The organism is Veillonella sp. oral taxon 158, from assembly GCF_018376515.1.
Taxonomy (GTDB): domain Bacteria; phylum Bacillota; class Negativicutes; order Veillonellales; family Veillonellaceae; genus Veillonella; species Veillonella rogosae.
The window spans coordinates 94,417-110,228 of the sequence record NZ_JAHABE010000007.1 but is presented as its reverse complement, the minus strand read 5'-3'; the positions used below and the strand labels follow the sequence as shown (position 1 = coordinate 110,228).

Annotated in this window: 12 protein-coding genes and 3 tRNA genes; all 15 read right to left on the bottom strand. The window is 38.9% G+C overall.

The genetic code is table 11. The features are described 5' to 3' along the window. On the bottom strand, nucleotides 1–2,664 hold a 2,664-nt coding region (locus KH364_RS06015; RefSeq protein ID WP_273298966.1), incomplete at its 3' end, for an ESPR-type extended signal peptide-containing protein. Nucleotides 2,665–3,067: 403 nt separating this feature from the next. Next, nucleotides 3,068–4,102, bottom strand: coding sequence for a biotin-dependent carboxyltransferase family protein (locus tag KH364_RS06010; protein ID WP_273298965.1), 1,035 nt, complete (start codon nucleotides 4,100–4,102; stop codon nucleotides 3,068–3,070). Beyond that, nucleotides 4,089–4,832, bottom strand: a complete 744-nt coding sequence (gene pxpB, locus KH364_RS06005) for a 5-oxoprolinase subunit PxpB (protein ID WP_273298964.1) — start codon at nucleotides 4,830–4,832, stop codon at nucleotides 4,089–4,091. The genes KH364_RS06010 and pxpB overlap by 14 nt, the downstream gene beginning before the upstream one ends. 74 nt (nucleotides 4,833–4,906) lie before the next feature. Then, nucleotides 4,907–6,103 carry an NRAMP family divalent metal transporter gene (locus KH364_RS06000; RefSeq protein WP_273298963.1) on the bottom strand — a complete coding sequence of 399 codons (1,197 nt, stop codon included), beginning with the start codon at nucleotides 6,101–6,103 and terminating at the stop codon, nucleotides 4,907–4,909. A 37-nt stretch (nucleotides 6,104–6,140) separates the two neighbouring features. After that, entirely contained in the window at nucleotides 6,141–6,914 is a 774-nt protein-coding gene (locus tag KH364_RS05995) for a 5-oxoprolinase subunit PxpA (protein WP_273298962.1), read from the bottom strand. A 187-nt stretch (nucleotides 6,915–7,101) separates the two neighbouring features. After that, nucleotides 7,102–9,288, bottom strand: coding sequence for an ATP-dependent Clp protease ATP-binding subunit (locus KH364_RS05990; RefSeq protein ID WP_273298961.1), 2,187 nt, complete (start codon nucleotides 9,286–9,288; stop codon nucleotides 7,102–7,104). 286 nt (nucleotides 9,289–9,574) lie between these two features. Next, entirely contained in the window at nucleotides 9,575–10,774 is a 1,200-nt protein-coding gene (locus KH364_RS05985) for a type I restriction enzyme HsdR N-terminal domain-containing protein (RefSeq protein ID WP_273298960.1), read from the bottom strand. Between the two features lie 157 nt (nucleotides 10,775–10,931). Next, nucleotides 10,932–11,008: transfer RNA gene (locus KH364_RS05980), tRNA-Arg, on the bottom strand. Between the two features lie 97 nt (nucleotides 11,009–11,105). Further along, a tRNA-Gly gene (locus KH364_RS05975) sits at nucleotides 11,106–11,179 on the bottom strand. 10 nt (nucleotides 11,180–11,189) lie between these two features. Next, nucleotides 11,190–11,266: transfer RNA gene (locus KH364_RS05970), tRNA-Pro, on the bottom strand. Between the two features lie 263 nt (nucleotides 11,267–11,529). Further along, nucleotides 11,530–12,735, bottom strand: a complete 1,206-nt coding sequence (locus KH364_RS05965; RefSeq protein ID WP_273298959.1) for an NADP-dependent malic enzyme — start codon at nucleotides 12,733–12,735, stop codon at nucleotides 11,530–11,532. A gap of 266 nt (nucleotides 12,736–13,001) precedes the next feature. Further along, nucleotides 13,002–13,784 carry an adenosylmethionine decarboxylase gene (speD, locus tag KH364_RS05960; protein ID WP_105081512.1) on the bottom strand — a complete coding sequence of 261 codons (783 nt, stop codon included), beginning with the start codon at nucleotides 13,782–13,784 and terminating at the stop codon, nucleotides 13,002–13,004. Nucleotides 13,785–13,867: 83 nt separating this feature from the next. Next, nucleotides 13,868–14,365, bottom strand: coding sequence for a YfcE family phosphodiesterase (locus KH364_RS05955; RefSeq protein WP_273298958.1), 498 nt, complete (start codon nucleotides 14,363–14,365; stop codon nucleotides 13,868–13,870). A gap of 65 nt (nucleotides 14,366–14,430) precedes the next feature. After that, nucleotides 14,431–15,006: an XTP/dITP diphosphatase gene (locus tag KH364_RS05950; protein WP_273298957.1), complete on the bottom strand. Its 576-nt coding sequence runs from the start codon at nucleotides 15,004–15,006 to the stop codon at nucleotides 14,431–14,433. A 1-nt stretch (nucleotide 15,007) separates the two neighbouring features. Beyond that, complete coding sequence (gene rph, locus KH364_RS05945) at nucleotides 15,008–15,763, bottom strand: ribonuclease PH (RefSeq protein ID WP_105081510.1); 756 nt, start codon at nucleotides 15,761–15,763, stop codon at nucleotides 15,008–15,010. Nucleotides 15,764–15,812: the final 49 nt, after the last annotated feature.

Below are 15,812 nucleotides of genomic sequence, written 5' to 3'. Positions count from 1 at the left end.
TACTTGATCATCTACAGCTTTCAATTGATCTTCAGTCGCTGCACGACCAGATACTGGTTGTGTTTGACCTGGAACCCAAGTTTTATTAGTCAAGCCAGTAACTTGAGGTGTTTCAACACCAGTTGTAGCTTTTACTTTAGGAGCTGTAATAGCTTGGTTAGCAGTTACATTATCGAATGTTACATCTTTCTTAGTAGAGATTGTGAAATCTTTACCTGCTTGAGTGATTTCAATGTTATCCCCATCGATAAACTTAACTGTGTCGCCACCTTTTACTTTTTCAGCAGTTTCGCTATTAGCTACTACATTCCAAGCAGCCAAATCTTTAACTTCTTGCTCACCAGCTGGAGTCAAGTTGCTCAAATCTTTGTTAGCAGCGTTATCGATTTTATTTTTAGTATCTGTATCAAGTTTAACAGTTACATCATCGCCAGCAGCAGTTGTTGTGATACCGTCTTCACCTTTGATTTTGAATTTCACATCGCCTGTGCTCAAGGATTTTTCAGTAGTGGAACCAGTGTTACCATCTAGGGAAATTTTACGAGCAATAGCAGCTTTGTTAGCTTCTGCTTTATCGTCTGTTTTCTTCAATTGAGATACATTAACAGCATCTTTATCTGCTACGCCATCTGCTACGTTAGTAACTTTCATGTTACCAGCATTGATCCCTTTATCGCCATCAATTTTTACAGTTGGATTACCGGCAGCATTGTTGAAAGATGCACTGTTCAAGCCAGTAAGATCTTTCTTCAAGGATACAGAAATGTTTTTATCATTTCTTGCAACTGTCACATTATCGTCACCAGAGAAGTCTACTGTATTACCTTTTTCAACTGTTGCAGTTGTTGCTTCACCATTAGCAGATAATTTCCAGCTAGAAGAGCTATTAGCAACTGCTTGATTAATTGCATCAGCTACATTTTTAGCATCCGCCATACCTGGAGTTGCTGTAGCAACGCCGTTAGTTACAGTAATATCTTGCTTTTTACCAGCAATTGTAATTTTCTTTCCATTAGCTTTAGTTTCGATGTATGTATTATCACCATTTACTGCCAATTTGCTGTTAGCAAGATTTACGTCTCCAGAACCAGTGTCACCTGTGAAAGCAAGGTTAACGCTCTTCAATTGTGCTACGTTAACAGCATCTGTATCAGCGGTACCAGCAGCTACATAGTTAATTTGACGAGTTTGATTTGTTGTACCGACAGCAACGCCACCTAATGTAGATGTTAAGGTAGCCCCACTTAAACCAGCATATTTATCAGTACGATCCGTATTTACATTATAGCCAGCTACACCTGCTGCAGTACTTGCCACAGATTTAGAACCAATCGCAACACCATTAGTAACCGTCGCACTTGCACCATCACCAATAGCTACAGAGCTTGTTGCAGCCTTATCTGTAGATGCATTAGGACCAATAGCAATAGACTCATCAGCCTTTGCACCAGTGTTATCTTTATTAGGTACTACATCAGAAGTAATAGATACATATTTATGTGCAATTTGATCTGCGATAGCAGCTAACTGAGAACCATTGATCGCATCTGTAGAAGTAGCACTTACTTCACCAGGAGCTACGTTTTTCAACTGACGCTCGAATCCTTCCGCACCGAAGGAAACAACGTCACCTTCTAAAGTTGATTCACCACCAGACCATTTTGCAGTAACACCTGTTGGCAATGTATAGCTAGTTTGTTTAGTACCTGGCTTATCTGTAGTAGAACCACCACCTAAAGCAACAGAGTTATCACGATTTGCTTTCGCACCTGTACCAATAGCGATGGCATTTGTTACAGAATCATTATCGGCAGCACTTGTATTAACACCTGTCAAAGAGCCAGCAATACGATTTTTAGAGTCAGCGCCCGTACCAATAGCAATGCCAGCATTACCAGATTGACCCTTAGTGCCCACTGTGATACCGATATGGTCCGCTGTAGCATTATTATAATCTCTCCACTTAATTTCATACCCCGTTAAAGCTTTAACAGCAGCAGAAACAGTAGCGACAGCAGGTTTACCTGTTGTAATATCAGTATAAACTGCTCTAGTAGACGTCATTCTATCAGCATCGTCACCGCCAATAACAATAGAGGAGTGACCAAGAGCCTTTGTATTACCACCAATAGCAATGGCTTGGTCCCCTACAACAACCGCCCCTTGCCCCGGTAATGCACCACCACCGATGGCAATACCTTGTGAATATGAATTACCAGCTTCGTTTACTGTCGCACCAGTACCAAGAGCAACCGCAGTACCACCATTTGCAATTGAATTTTTACCTACAGCAACACTTGGTGTATTAGCATATCGAGCTTTTGAATAAGCATTTTGACCAATAGCAACCCCACCACCAGCAGACTCTACTTTTGCATCAGTACCAATTACAACAACATCATTAAGAGTAGCCGTTACATTCTTACCTAAACCAACTGCATTTGTACCAGTAATGGTCCCAGTACCTAAAGCAACAGTGGCATTACCAGTAGATGCAGGCACATCGTTTACCGCCAATGCCACATTAGCATTTGTCATAGCTAATGCTGCAAAGATACCAGCTACTACGATTTTCTTTTTACCGCTATTGTTTTTAGCGAATTCAGATACTACTACGTAGCATTCTTTGGATTTGCTCCAAACCACCTTAAAAATTTTGTTCATTCTTCAGTTCTCCTTTTCTCCTATAAACCTTCTTATAATCTCTCTATATATATACTATTAATTTGTCAGTCACAAACGACTTTTGCTTTTTTCGATGTAGTTAGTATATCAAAATCTTCGATATAGTTGCAAGAGTTTTCATTAAACTTTCATAAAAATAATAACCTATGCAAATACTGCAATTATGCGGATTTTTTTATGACTTATGTCAAAATTTTACCATAAATGTGTCATTTTTACACCATAAATAAAGTTGTAAAATGAATATAAACTCATAATTAAATTTTTAAATTGAGTTTATATGATTATAGACACAGAAAAACACCTCTGTAACTGAATAGTACAGCTTAAACCGTACATTCTCATTGCAGAGGTGTCCACTTCATTAAATTTATATAAACTTTTAAATTTTATTCCTTACCTTAAACACATAAATACTTTGTTCTTGTGCCAATTGCAACCATTCCTGCAATTGTTTCATATACGTCCGATATATGTCTTGTGCTTCATTTATAGTTACGATATCAAAGTGGATACCATCCCCTACAGGCAATTGACTTAAACGAGGTAGATCTGCCGTGATAATTGTGCCAATTTTTGTATAACCTCCCGTTGTTTGACGATCCGCCATAAGAACGATGGGGTTGCCATCGGATGGAACTTGAATAGATCCAAATACGGCACCATCGGATATAATATCTGCACTATCTACATGTTCTATAATAGGACCGTCGAAACGGAAGCCCATGCGGTCACATTGCATTGTTAAGGTATAGAGTTTACTACCAAAGGTTTTAATCCCTTTTTCAGTAAAATGTCTAACTTGATTGCCAAGGACAACACGTAGCGGTTCATGACAATAACGACCACCACGGTTATAGAGTATTGTATTGAACAAATTATGTCCTTCTCCACCATACTCGCACACATGGATGTCTTTAGACGTGAAAGGTTTTATGCCAAACTCATCACCAGCTTTTAATTGTCTGCCTTCTAGCCCACCTATTTTTGCTTTTGTATGAGTAGAGACACTGCCATTAATTTCAGGCACATTGATACCACCGGAGAACGCAATATACATGCGCACCCCACATTGGCTAAATCCACCAGATATAATATCCCCTTCGTAACACACAAAGGGAATATATCTAGGCACTACTACATTGTTGATAGTAGGTTGCATATCCGCCCCGGTGAAAGCAACTATACATGTTCCTTTTACAGTTAATGTTGGCGGTAACACCGTACATTCTAAGGCCCCTACAGGCTCAACATTACCTACGAGCGCTTGCCCTAATAGATAGCTTTCACTATCCATAGGTCCTGCAACAGGCATACCATATTGTTGGTACCCCACGCGGCCTATATCTTGTATAGTCGTATACATACCTGGTGCATCTACGTGGATGACAGTATTTTCAAACTTATTTAACGCCACGTAAATCACCTACCTCTACTTCACGTATAACAGGAACATAATCAGTACCTAACGCTTTGATGCGATGGAATTCACTTTCATCAATGGGTACATAACGCACATAGTCACCCGCTTTTAATAATGCAGCTTGTGCCTTTGACATATCATACATGGTCACTGGCGTACGACCAATGATTTGCCAGCCCCCTGGAGAGTCAGATGGATAGGTACCAGTCTGTTCCCCTGCAATTCCTACAGAGCCGGCTGGAATCAAAGTTCTGGGCGAAGATAAACGAGGCGTCGCTATACGTGGATCCATGCCACCTAAATAGGTAAAGCCAGGAATAAAGCCTAGCATATATACTAAATAATCAGTTCCACTATGAATAGATATGACTTCATCTTCGCTTAAGTGATTGTGAGATGCTACAAAGCTAAGGTCGGGACCAAATTCGCCACCATATACGGTGGGTACTTCAACAACTGTGACCAGTTCATTTGTCGTATCAGTCATACCTTCTTCTAATGTGGGCTCAATAATGTTACAAATTTCAGAATAAGAATATAGCATTGCATCATATTCTACCAGCAATGCACAGTATGTAGGAACTAGTTCAATAATTCCTTCGAGCTGAAGCGCTTTAATTCGCTCTATAGTTTGTCGAATATGTCGATTAATTGTTGGATCGATTACTTGACCAAAATCAATAGAGATAGCCCGATCACCTACAGGTGAAATTGTAGGCTTCATATGTACCTCCCTGTATAACCTGAAAGGACCATTATATTCGAAGAGAACATAATGGTGCTTTCACAAATATTAAATTAACCTAGAAGTTTCGCAATGCCTTTCAAAGATGTTACACCAATGTAAGCTGTTACAAGCACTACAATCCAACCTGTGTAATATAACAGTTTATTGTGTTTGTAGGCCCCTACGATTTCAGATTTATGTGTTGCAAAGAGCATAACCGCCAATGTAACCGGCAAAATTAAACCATTTACGGAACCTGCCAAAATCAATAGAGATGCTGGTTTGCCGATAAAGATTAAGATACAAGTAGAAATAAAGATGAAGGCCATAATAGTTAATTTTTCATTTTTTTCTACTACTTTAAATAGTGTTTTCAAGAAGGAAACAGATGTGTAGGCAGCCCCTACTACAGAGGTTAAGGCAGCACAGAAGAATACGATACCGAATAATTTATGACCAATTTCACCAGCACCTAGAAGGAATGCAGAGCCAGCTGGATCTTTAGGATCAAGTACAAAGCCCATGGATACAACACCAAGAACTGCTAAGAATAATAACACGCGAACTAAGGCATCTACAGACATACCCATAATCGCTGCACGCCGTACATCTTTCAAGTGCTCTTGACCTGTAATACCAGCATCGATAAGACGGTGCCCACCGGAGAAGGTAATATAACCACCTACTGTACCGCCGATGAGGGTAATCGTTGCAAGCCAAGGATAATTAGTAGGAACAAAGGCGTGAGTAGCAGCCTCAGCAACAGGTGGATTCGTAGAAAAGGCTACGTAACCGATGAGAACAAGCATAACTGTACCCAGAACTTTTGCCGTATTATCTAATACACCGCCCATTTTCTTAGACGTAAATAGTAAAATACCTAAAATACCGCTAATGGCAGCCCCTGTAGTCGTATCAACACCAAAAATAATATTGAGACCCATTGATGCACCACCGATATTGCCAATATTGAAAGCTAGGCCCCCAAGGGAAATCAAAAATGCCACAAAATAACCTAGGCCTGGCAATACTTTATTTGCAATATCTTGACCGCGCATTTGGGATACGCCAATGATAGTCCATACATTAAGCTGTGCAATAATAGAAAAAATAACGGATACAACAATGGCAAATGCAAAATCTGCTTTCAGCTCATTTGTAAACGCCGCTGTTTGTAACATAAAGCCCGGTCCAATAGAAGACGTGGCCATCAAGAATGCTGCCCCTAACAGGACAGAGAAACTAGCTTTACCTGTAATTGGTTTCATAAGAACCTCCACATAGAACTAATACTTTATACAATACTTATTTTTTCCGGTCTAGGAAATTAGCGACCGTTACACCCGCTTTTGCAAGGCCTTCACGAATATACTTTGTGAAAGCGATCGCTTCTGGATTATCACCATGAACACAGATAGAGTCTGCCACAATATCTATGGTATTACCCGTATTGGTTACTACTTTACCTTCTTTGACCATCATAAGAACTCGTTCAAGAGCCTCTTGAGGATCTTTGATAAAAGCACCAGGCTCAGTACGAGGTACGAGCGTACCTTCATCGGTATAACCACGATCTGCAAAGACCTCTTGAATCACAGGGATACTTCGGCGCTCCGCCTCTTTAGCAATATAGCTACCGCTCAAGACCATAGCTGCAATGTTAGGATTCACCGCTTGTAAACCATCTAGCACGGCATCAGCCAACGCAGGTGTTACACAGGCCGTATTATAAAAAGCACCATGTAACTTCATATGCTGTAATGTAACACCATAACTATCACAAAAGGCTTGCAATGCACCTAACTGATATATCATATACGCCTTTGCTTCACCGGGATTTACTGCCATGGCACGGCGCCCAAAGCCCATCAAATCAGGATAGCCAGGATGTGCCCCTACGGCTACGCCCTTCTCCTTACACATGCGCACTGTAGCATCCATAATAAGAGGATCTCCAGCATGCCAACCACAGGCGACATTAGCACTTGTAACGTGATTCAATACTTCACTATCCATGCCTAATGTGTAATTACCAAAACTTTCGCCTAAATCACTGTTTAAATCTATATAATGTGACATACACACTCTCCTCTCCACTTCATGAAACTTTTAAATTCTATAGAATTATTATCATTATTGATAAAATTATACTAAATTCTACGTATATATACAAATGATATTTATCACTATCAGAAATTTATTTTATATAAAGAAAAAAGCACCCGATTTTTTATCGAGTGCTTTTTACAACTAGCAGATTCAAATATTATTTAGTGTCTTCTGCTGTTTTATTTTCATCTGTAGTTGTATGATCTTCTTCTGCTTTCACGGAATCATCTGCTACTTTTTCAGAAATGACGATGTGACCATCTTTTACATCAGCAAGTAAGTGTTTTACATCGATGTTATCTAAGTAGAAGTCTGTTACACTATCGCGGATTTCAGTTTCTACGACGCGGCGTAATGGACGAGCGCCCATAGCTTTATCATAACCTTGTTCCATCAATAAGCCTTTAGCTTCTTCAGTTACATCTAAAGTAATACCTTTCTTAGCTAATGTTTTATTAACTTGAGCCAACATTAGATCTACGATTTTTTTCAAATCGTCTTTGCTTAAGTGGTTAAATTCAATAACACCGTTGAAGCGGTTCAAGAATTCTGGACGGAAGTATGGTGCAATACGTTCCATGATGTCAGTTTTGCTTTCATCTTGAGCATCAGCACCAAAACCAAAGCCTGCATTAGATGTAGCAATGATAACAGTATTTTTGAAGTTTACTGTATTACCTTGACCATCTGTTAAGCGACCGTCATCCAATACTTGTAAAAGCAATGTAATAACTTGAGGATCTGCTTTTTCAATTTCATCGAAAAGAACGATAGAGTATGGATTACGACGAACGCGTTCAGTCAATGTGTTGGAGTTATCTTCATAACCTACATAACCTGCTGTAGCACCAATCAATTTGGATACAGCTGTGCGATCGCTGTACTCGGACATGTCGAGGCGGATGATAGCATCTTTATTGCCGAACATGTCGATAGCTAATTGTTTAGCCAATTCAGTTTTACCTACACCTGTAGGACCTACGAACAAGAAGCTACCAATTGGACGGTTGCCTTCGTCAAAGCCAGCACGGTTACGACGGATAGCACGAGATACAGCTTCAACAGCTTTATCTTGACCGATTACATGAGCTTCCAAGCGAGATTTCATGTCTTTCAAGCGTTCAATATCAGAAGCGCCCATTTGAGATACAGGAATGCCTGTCATTCTTTCAACAGCTTCTGCTACGTCGTTCACTTGAGCTACTACTTTTTGGTTTTCTGTATGGTTATCAAGCTCTGCTTGTAATTTTTGAATACGCATTTTTTCGTTGATAGCGGATTCATAATCTTCTTTTTGAGCATATTCCTCTTGTTTTGCTTTTGCATCTGCAATATCTGCTTCTAATGTTTTAATATCTGTTACAGGATGTTGAGATGCCAAGTGCGCTGCAGTTACGTCGATCAAGTCGATTGCTTTATCTGGCAAACTGCGTTGAGGAATGTATTGTACAGAATAATCTACCGCTGCTTTCAACACAGCATCAGGCAATTCAATATTATGATGCGCTTCGTATAATGGACGAATACCTTGCAAGATTTTGAAAGTATCTTCTGCAGATGGTGCGTTTACTTTTACTTCATTGAAACGACGAGCCAAAGCAGCGTTTTTCATAATTGTATTACGGTATTCATCTTGTGTTGTAGCACCGATTACGGATAATTCACCACGAGAAAGAGCCGGTTTTAAGATATCTGCTAAACCTTTGGAGCCTTGACCATCACCAGTGGAACCAGCACCTAAGATTTGGTGGATTTCGTCGAAGAACAAGATGATATTGCCAGCGGCTTTTACCTCTTTAATAAGGTTTTGAATGTTTTCTTCGAAAGAACCACGGTATTGAGTGCCTGCTTCTAAGCCAGAAATATCGATGGAAATGATTTCTTTATTTCTAATAGCAGCTGGTACATCACCATTTACAATAGCTTGTGCCAAGCCTTCTACTACAGCAGTTTTACCTACACCAGCATCACCTACGAGTACTGGATTGTTTTTAGTACGACGTGCTAAGATTTCTGCTGTTTCTTGAATTTCTTTATTACGACCAATTACAGGATCGAGTTTGCCGTCACGAGCTTGGTCAGTCAAGTTAGTACCTAAACGAGCAAGGATACCATCTTGTTTAATTTTACCTTGTTGTGCCGCTTGAGCTGCTTGCATCTCTTCATTAGATGGTAAACGACCAGTTTGACGATAGTAAGCAAACTCCTCTGGAGTTACTTCACGACCATTAATTTTATAACGTCGATTTTCTGTGGAATAACCACCCATATTACCCATCAATTGATTAAATAAATCATTCATGCTGCTAAATTCATTACCAAAATTGTTAAAGTTGTTGTTCATATATATAACCCCCTCATACATCATAGAGTTTAACTATTTGACTAATACTATTTTCACTAGGTTTCTTAACCCTGTGACATAATAATAACTCTATAAAGTCAAAAAGTCAATAGGTCAAAAAGAAAATTTTTGACTATTTTTTGACTTTTTTATTTAATCAATATATTTTGAAAGCAAAAACATAGATAAATACTGGATTTATGGAAGGTAAATCATTTTAAACTTTTAAGTTATTTATATAAAAAAACAAAAAGACCATCCAAAGAATGATCTTTTATTAACAATATTACTTTGATTTTTTGTATTCTGCTCTAAATCCATCACGAAGTACAGCATAACGTAACAAATTTCTTATGAAGGATTGTACATTAGGATTCCTCCACTCTAACAAACGAGAGTTATCTACACAACCTAAGTGTATTCTATCATCTTTTACTAATTCAGGAGCTTTTTTTTGAATATATGCAAGTAATTCTTTTTTAGGTAACGCTCCATCTCGACCTCTTGTTATAGCACCATTATGTGTAATTTTAATCATATTAGTATCGATATCAAACTCACAAAATTTATCCAAATTCAACTGTAATGAATGATGTCTAGTTTCTTTATTCGTTATAGATATATTTAATTGAGTCCTACCAATGCTAGTCCCCCAATGGGGATCATTTTCTGTATGTGCTGTAGCACATATACTGATTCCCAATACTTGATCTTTACCTTCATGGTCCTGAGCGATAAATAAGCGCGTCCAAGTTTGATACGTTCCGCCACCACGATTTCCAAAAAAAGTAAATCCTCTAAAACAATCTTCTATTACACCTATCCTATTTAAAATATTTGAAGATGAAATCTTCTTTAATAATAATAGATTCAAAAGATTAAGGTAAAATTCATAATTTTCTTTAGGACTATCCTCACCAATATATCCCATATCCAAAAAATTATTTTGTAACCTTTTAAATTTAATATCCTCAAATGTATAAGGTTTATCTTTACGCTGCTTAACAATCTTTACTTTTGATTTTAGAAGTTCTTGATATGAAGGAACTTTATCTATCTCTTTATGTCTTCCATTTTTAAATTGATATACTACAGCATTTACACCATTAACAAGCATAATATATTCTGCACCAAGAATGTTCCTATATCTTACAGCTTGATCTAATACCATATTACAATCAACATCAATATATGGAGCTTTACACTCAATCACCATTAAAGGTTCTTCTTGTTTATCATCACGATAAACAACAATATCAGCTCTACCTCTTAACCCCTTCTTTACATGACACATAGGCTCTTCTACACGAATTCGTTCTATTGGTACACCAAGCTTATTTTGTAAAAATATAATTGTTTTCTGGCGAACTTCTTCTTCTGGTGTTTTTTGAACTAAAAAATAGCGAATAGGATCAAAATAGCATTTTTCTTCTTGTTTACGTTCTTTAAGTTTTATTGACTTAAAAATACCCTCTATATTTTTCATTACAAGCTCCCTTACAATACCACACAATTATGCTTCATTTTTTATTCATTTTTAGTATTATAGCATGAATAATTATTTTTTGTCTTTTTTACAGCTATTAGTATATATTGAACACAAAAAAGCGGATAGCTCATTACGAGCTATCCGCTTATTTCTTTGGTGATCCAGGAGGGATTCGAACCCCCGACCCACGGCTTAGAAGGCCGTTGCTCTATCCAACTGAGCTACTGAACCATGTGGATTACCTATATATGTAATTATCTATTATAGTATAAATTATGTAGTATATATCGTCAATATTACGTTTTACCCTAAAAAAGGCAAAAAAAAATGGAGCGGGTGAAGGGAATCGAACCCTCGCGACCAGCTTGGAAGGCTGGGGCTCTACCATTGAGCTACACCCGCAAATAAAAAATGGTCGGAGCAGCAGGATTCGAACCTGCGACCCCCTGGTCCCAAGCCAGGTGCGCTACCAAACTGCGCTATGCCCCGTCATTAATTACTTTGCTATTATAGCAAACCCGGTAGTTGATGTCAACCACTACTCTTGTTGAGTTTTCTACTCTTTCGAGTATCGCTCTGCAACGAAAATAATTATATCATCGATACAAAATAGTGACAAGTACTTTTTTACAACTTCATTAATTTTTTAAATTTTATTCATCTATATGCAAAACATGCACCCCTTTCGAGGTGCATGTCATATTGTTCTATAGTTATTTTATGGTTATACCAATGCTTTTACAGCAAATAGATTAACCTTCGTAGCTACCGTCTTCTACTACGCCAGGGTTTTTAGCGATACCTTGTTTTACAGCAACTTCAGCAACTGCTTTAGCAACCGCTGGAGCTACGCGAGGATCGAATACGGATGGCATTACGTTTTCTTCGTTCAATTCGCTATCAGGAATCAAGTTAGCCAATGCATCAGCAGCAGCTAATTTCATTTCATCAGTGATTTGGGAAGCACGTACGTCGATAGCACCGCGGAATACGCCAGGGAATACCGCTACGTTGTTGATTTGGTTAGGTGCGTCAGAACGACCTGTACCAGCAACGCGGATACCAGCAGCTTTCATATCTGCATATGTAGCTTCTGGGTTAGGATTAGCCATTGCGAATACGATTGCATCATCAGCCAAGTTTTCCAAGATGTCTTTAGTGAAAGCACCTGCTGCAGATACACCAAGAAGAATATCAGCGCCTTTAGCATTCTCAGCCAAGCCACCATGTTTTTCTTCAAGTTTAAGCAAGTCGATCAATTCAGATTGCAAGGAGTCAAGACGTTTGTAATCTTTGTGCAATACGCCAGAGGATACTAATAATGTAATATCACGAGCGCCTGCAAGGTATAACAAGCGAGCAATGTTTGCACCAGCTGCACCAGCACCGTTTACGATGATTTTAGCAGTCGCTAAATCTTTTTTAACTAAACGAAGAGCGCCTTTTACACCAGCTAAACATGCGATTGCAGTACCGTGTTGGTCATCATGGAATACAGGGATTTCCAATTCTTCTTTCAAACGATTTTCAATATCGTAGCATTTAGGAGAAGAAATATCTTCCAAGTTAATACCAGCAAAGTTTTTTTGCAACAATTTTACAGTGTTGATCAAAGTATCAGCATCTTTAGTATCTACAACCAATGGAATGCAGTCTACATCGCCGAATTTTTTGAATAATAAGGATTTACCTTCCATTACAGGCAATGCTGCTGCAGCGCCGATATCGCCAAGACCAAGTACACGAGTACCGTCGGAAACTACGGCAACCATGTTGGAACGGCATGTTAATTCGAAGGATTCAGCTTCATTATCTTTAATACGCAAGCATGGCTCTGCTACACCTGGGGTGTACGCTACAGACAAGTCATGTGCGTCTTTCAATTCATATTTAGTCCCTACAGTGAGGAAACCTTTCAATTCACGTTTTTTCTGTACTGCTAATTCACGTACGTCCATAATAATTCTCCTTTGTGGAAACAATCGGACTCTTTAGAGTCGGTAATTAATACCATAAACTAATTGTATTATACAAAATCATAAATAACAACACAAGTTTTTTCGATATAATTATCGATTTTTTTAGATTTAAATAGTATTAATTTCTGTTATTAAAAATCGTGATAAGCAAACAAAAAGTAGATAAGCCAACTAAGGCTTATCTACTTACGTATTATATTCGTATTTTGCTATATATAGATTTTGAAAATATTTCAAATTTATTGTTAAGCTTTCACAGATGGCAGATTACGACCATAGAATATTTCCATCATTTCTTGTTTTAATTGCTGTTTAATTTGCTTGATTTCACGTTCGCTCAATTCAGCTTCAGTAATACCGAAGAGATAGTTATCCAAATCAAACTCTTTTAACATCATTTTTGTGTGGAAAATATTTTCTTGGTATACGTTTACATCGATCATGTTGTACATGTTACGAGTTTTAGAGTTAATGTAGTTTTGGATGGAGTTGATGCGATGATCGATATAGATTTTCTTACCAGATACATCACGAGTAAAGCCGCGTACATGGTAGTCCAATGTAAGGATATCGGAGTCAAAGCTTTGAATCAAATAGTTAAGTGCTTTAAGGGGAGAAATCTGACCGCATGTAGATACTTCAATGTCGGCACGGAACGTACTAATCCCTTTGTGAGGATGGCTTTCAGGGTAAGTATGTACAGTAAGGTGAGATTTATCAAGATGCATGACTACATCTTCTTTTTCAATTTCCTCTTCAGAAATCAAAATCGTAACAGACGCACCTTGAGGGTCGTAGTCTTGTTTCGCTACATTAAGGATGTTAGCTCCGATAATACGGCTTACTTCCGTCAAAATAGCTGTTAAACGATCTGCATTGTATACTTCATCAATGTACTGAATGTATTGTTTTTTCTCTTCTTCCGTACGAGTATAACAAATATCATAAATATTAAAACTCAACGTCTTTGTGAGATTATTAAAACCGTATAATTTCATTTTAGGCTTTGCTTTAACTAGTGTATCCATGATATGTCATAACCCTTTCCATGCATAGACTTACTATTTTTTGAAAGCTTAACCCGTCGAGGCTCAAAGCTTTTACCATATAACTAAACAATATCTTGTTTATACACAAACTCTACACTAAACTGTCCATTATCGTAGGTAACGATAGCAAATGTACCGCCTGAGCGGTCACGAGCCAACGATATACTGCCGGGATTCACAAATACCGCATCACGAACACGAACCTCACCATGATGATGACTATGACCGGACACGATGAGTCGCGCCCCCATATCAGTGCCTAACTCAATCAGTTTTTGTATTCGATTATAATATGATACCTTATCTCCATGAGTCATGTAAATATATGTATCCTCTAAGGGAATCAACTGTTCTCGCGGCTCAAGTGGTTGTACTCGGTCATTATTGCCGCGCACTGCATAAACAGGCACATTCGTATGTCCCTGCATATAGCGCGCATCATCACCCAAATCACCAGCGTGAAGCCACATATCGATATCTTGATCGGCCGTAGCCGCCAAGACGAGATCAATATCCTCTAGATACCCATGGGTATCACTCAAAATACCAATTCGTTTCATTTTATAAATTCTCTAATACTATTATATTACATATTATATGAACTATATCATATAGTTCAAAAATATCAAAGTTTACTAATTAATTCACGTAATGCGCGACCACGATGGCTGATGGTTTCCTTTTCTTCAATGCTAAGTTCTGCCATTGTCTTTTCAAATTCAGGTACATAAAAGTATGGATCATAGCCAAAACCATTGTCCCCTTTTGGCTCATCTTGAACGAGTCCATCACAATAACCTTCAGCGGTTACTTCACGACCATCAGGATATACGAGCGCTAAGGCACATACATAATGAGCTGTACGGTCAGCTTTTCCTTGTAACTCTTGGATTAGCTTTTCGTTGTTAGCATTATCATCACCATGATGACCTGCATAACGAGCAGAATAGACACCTGGAGCACCATCAAGAGCATCTACAGTAATGCCAGAATCGTCCGCAAGGCATGGACGATTTGTAGCTTTTGCGTAGTAGCGAGCCTTTAAAAGCGCATTCTCCATAAAGGTTTTACCTGTTTCCTCAGGTTCCTCAATGGTAACAACCTCTTTTACAGGTATACAATCGATAGATAAATGAGAGAAAGCCTCAGAAAATTCACGAATTTTCCCCTTATTGCCTGTAGCTAATACGATTTGTTCCACCTTACACCTCCGGAGCTGTAGGATATACCCTACCTACTTTATCTGCTGTTGAGCCAAGTGCTTCACGCTGTTTAGCCATGAGCTCATCTGTAGCGGCCTCCGCTAAGTCGAGTAATGCATTGAGTTCATCACGGTTAAAGGTACCATGTTCACCTGTACCTTGTACTTCAACCATATTGCCAGAGCCTGTGCGCACCACGTTCATGTCAACGATAGCTGCACTATCCTCTTCGTAGCAAAGATCCGTAATAGGCCCCTCTGGACCGATCCCTACAGAAATAGCCGCGCAGAAGTCAGTAATCGGGAATTTGCCTGCGCCACCAAAGGTGAAGTCCACCGCATCAACAAGGGCTACAAAGGCACCTGTAATCGATGCTGTACGCGTGCCGCCATCGGCTTGAATTACATCGCAGTCGATCGTAATAGAACGTTCACCAAGTGCTTCAAGGTCTACAACAGCGCGTAATGCACGACCGATAAGGCGTTGAATTTCTACAGTGCGGCCCGTTTGTTTACCCTTTGCAGCTTCACGGCTTACGCGAGTTTGCGTAGAACGTGGCAGCAAGGAGTATTCTGCTGTTACCCATCCTTGACCAGACCCTTTTAGCCAGCGCGGCACAGAATCCTCAACAGTGGCTGTACAGATAACCTTAGTCTTGCCGCACTCAATGAGTACAGAACCTTCTGCATACTCTGTAAAATTCCGTGTTATTTTAATAGGTCGCAATTGACCTGCTGTTCTATTATCGCTGCGCATAGGAACCTCACCATTCTAAAACTAAACATTAGAACGCCCCTTACATAAA

Coding starts and splice junctions, on each gene's coding strand:
- pxpB (WP_273298964.1), bottom strand. CDS start 4,832: ATGAAGCCTACAATTTCACCTGTAGGTGATCGGGCTATCTCTATTGAT.
- KH364_RS06000 (WP_273298963.1), bottom strand. CDS start 6,103: ATGAAACCAATTACAGGTAAAGCTAGTTTCTCTGTCCTGTTAGGGGCA.
- KH364_RS05995 (WP_273298962.1), bottom strand. CDS start 6,914: ATGTCACATTATATAGATTTAAACAGTGATTTAGGCGAAAGTTTTGGT.
- KH364_RS05990 (WP_273298961.1), bottom strand. CDS start 9,288: ATGAACAACAACTTTAACAATTTTGGTAATGAATTTAGCAGCATGAAT.
- KH364_RS05985 (WP_273298960.1), bottom strand. CDS start 10,774: ATGAAAAATATAGAGGGTATTTTTAAGTCAATAAAACTTAAAGAACGT.
- KH364_RS05965 (WP_273298959.1), bottom strand. CDS start 12,735: ATGGACGTACGTGAATTAGCAGTACAGAAAAAACGTGAATTGAAAGGT.
- speD (WP_105081512.1), bottom strand. CDS start 13,784: ATGGATACACTAGTTAAAGCAAAGCCTAAAATGAAATTATACGGTTTT.
- KH364_RS05955 (WP_273298958.1), bottom strand. CDS start 14,365: ATGAAACGAATTGGTATTTTGAGTGATACCCATGGGTATCTAGAGGAT.
- rph (WP_105081510.1), bottom strand. CDS start 15,763: ATGCGCAGCGATAATAGAACAGCAGGTCAATTGCGACCTATTAAAATA.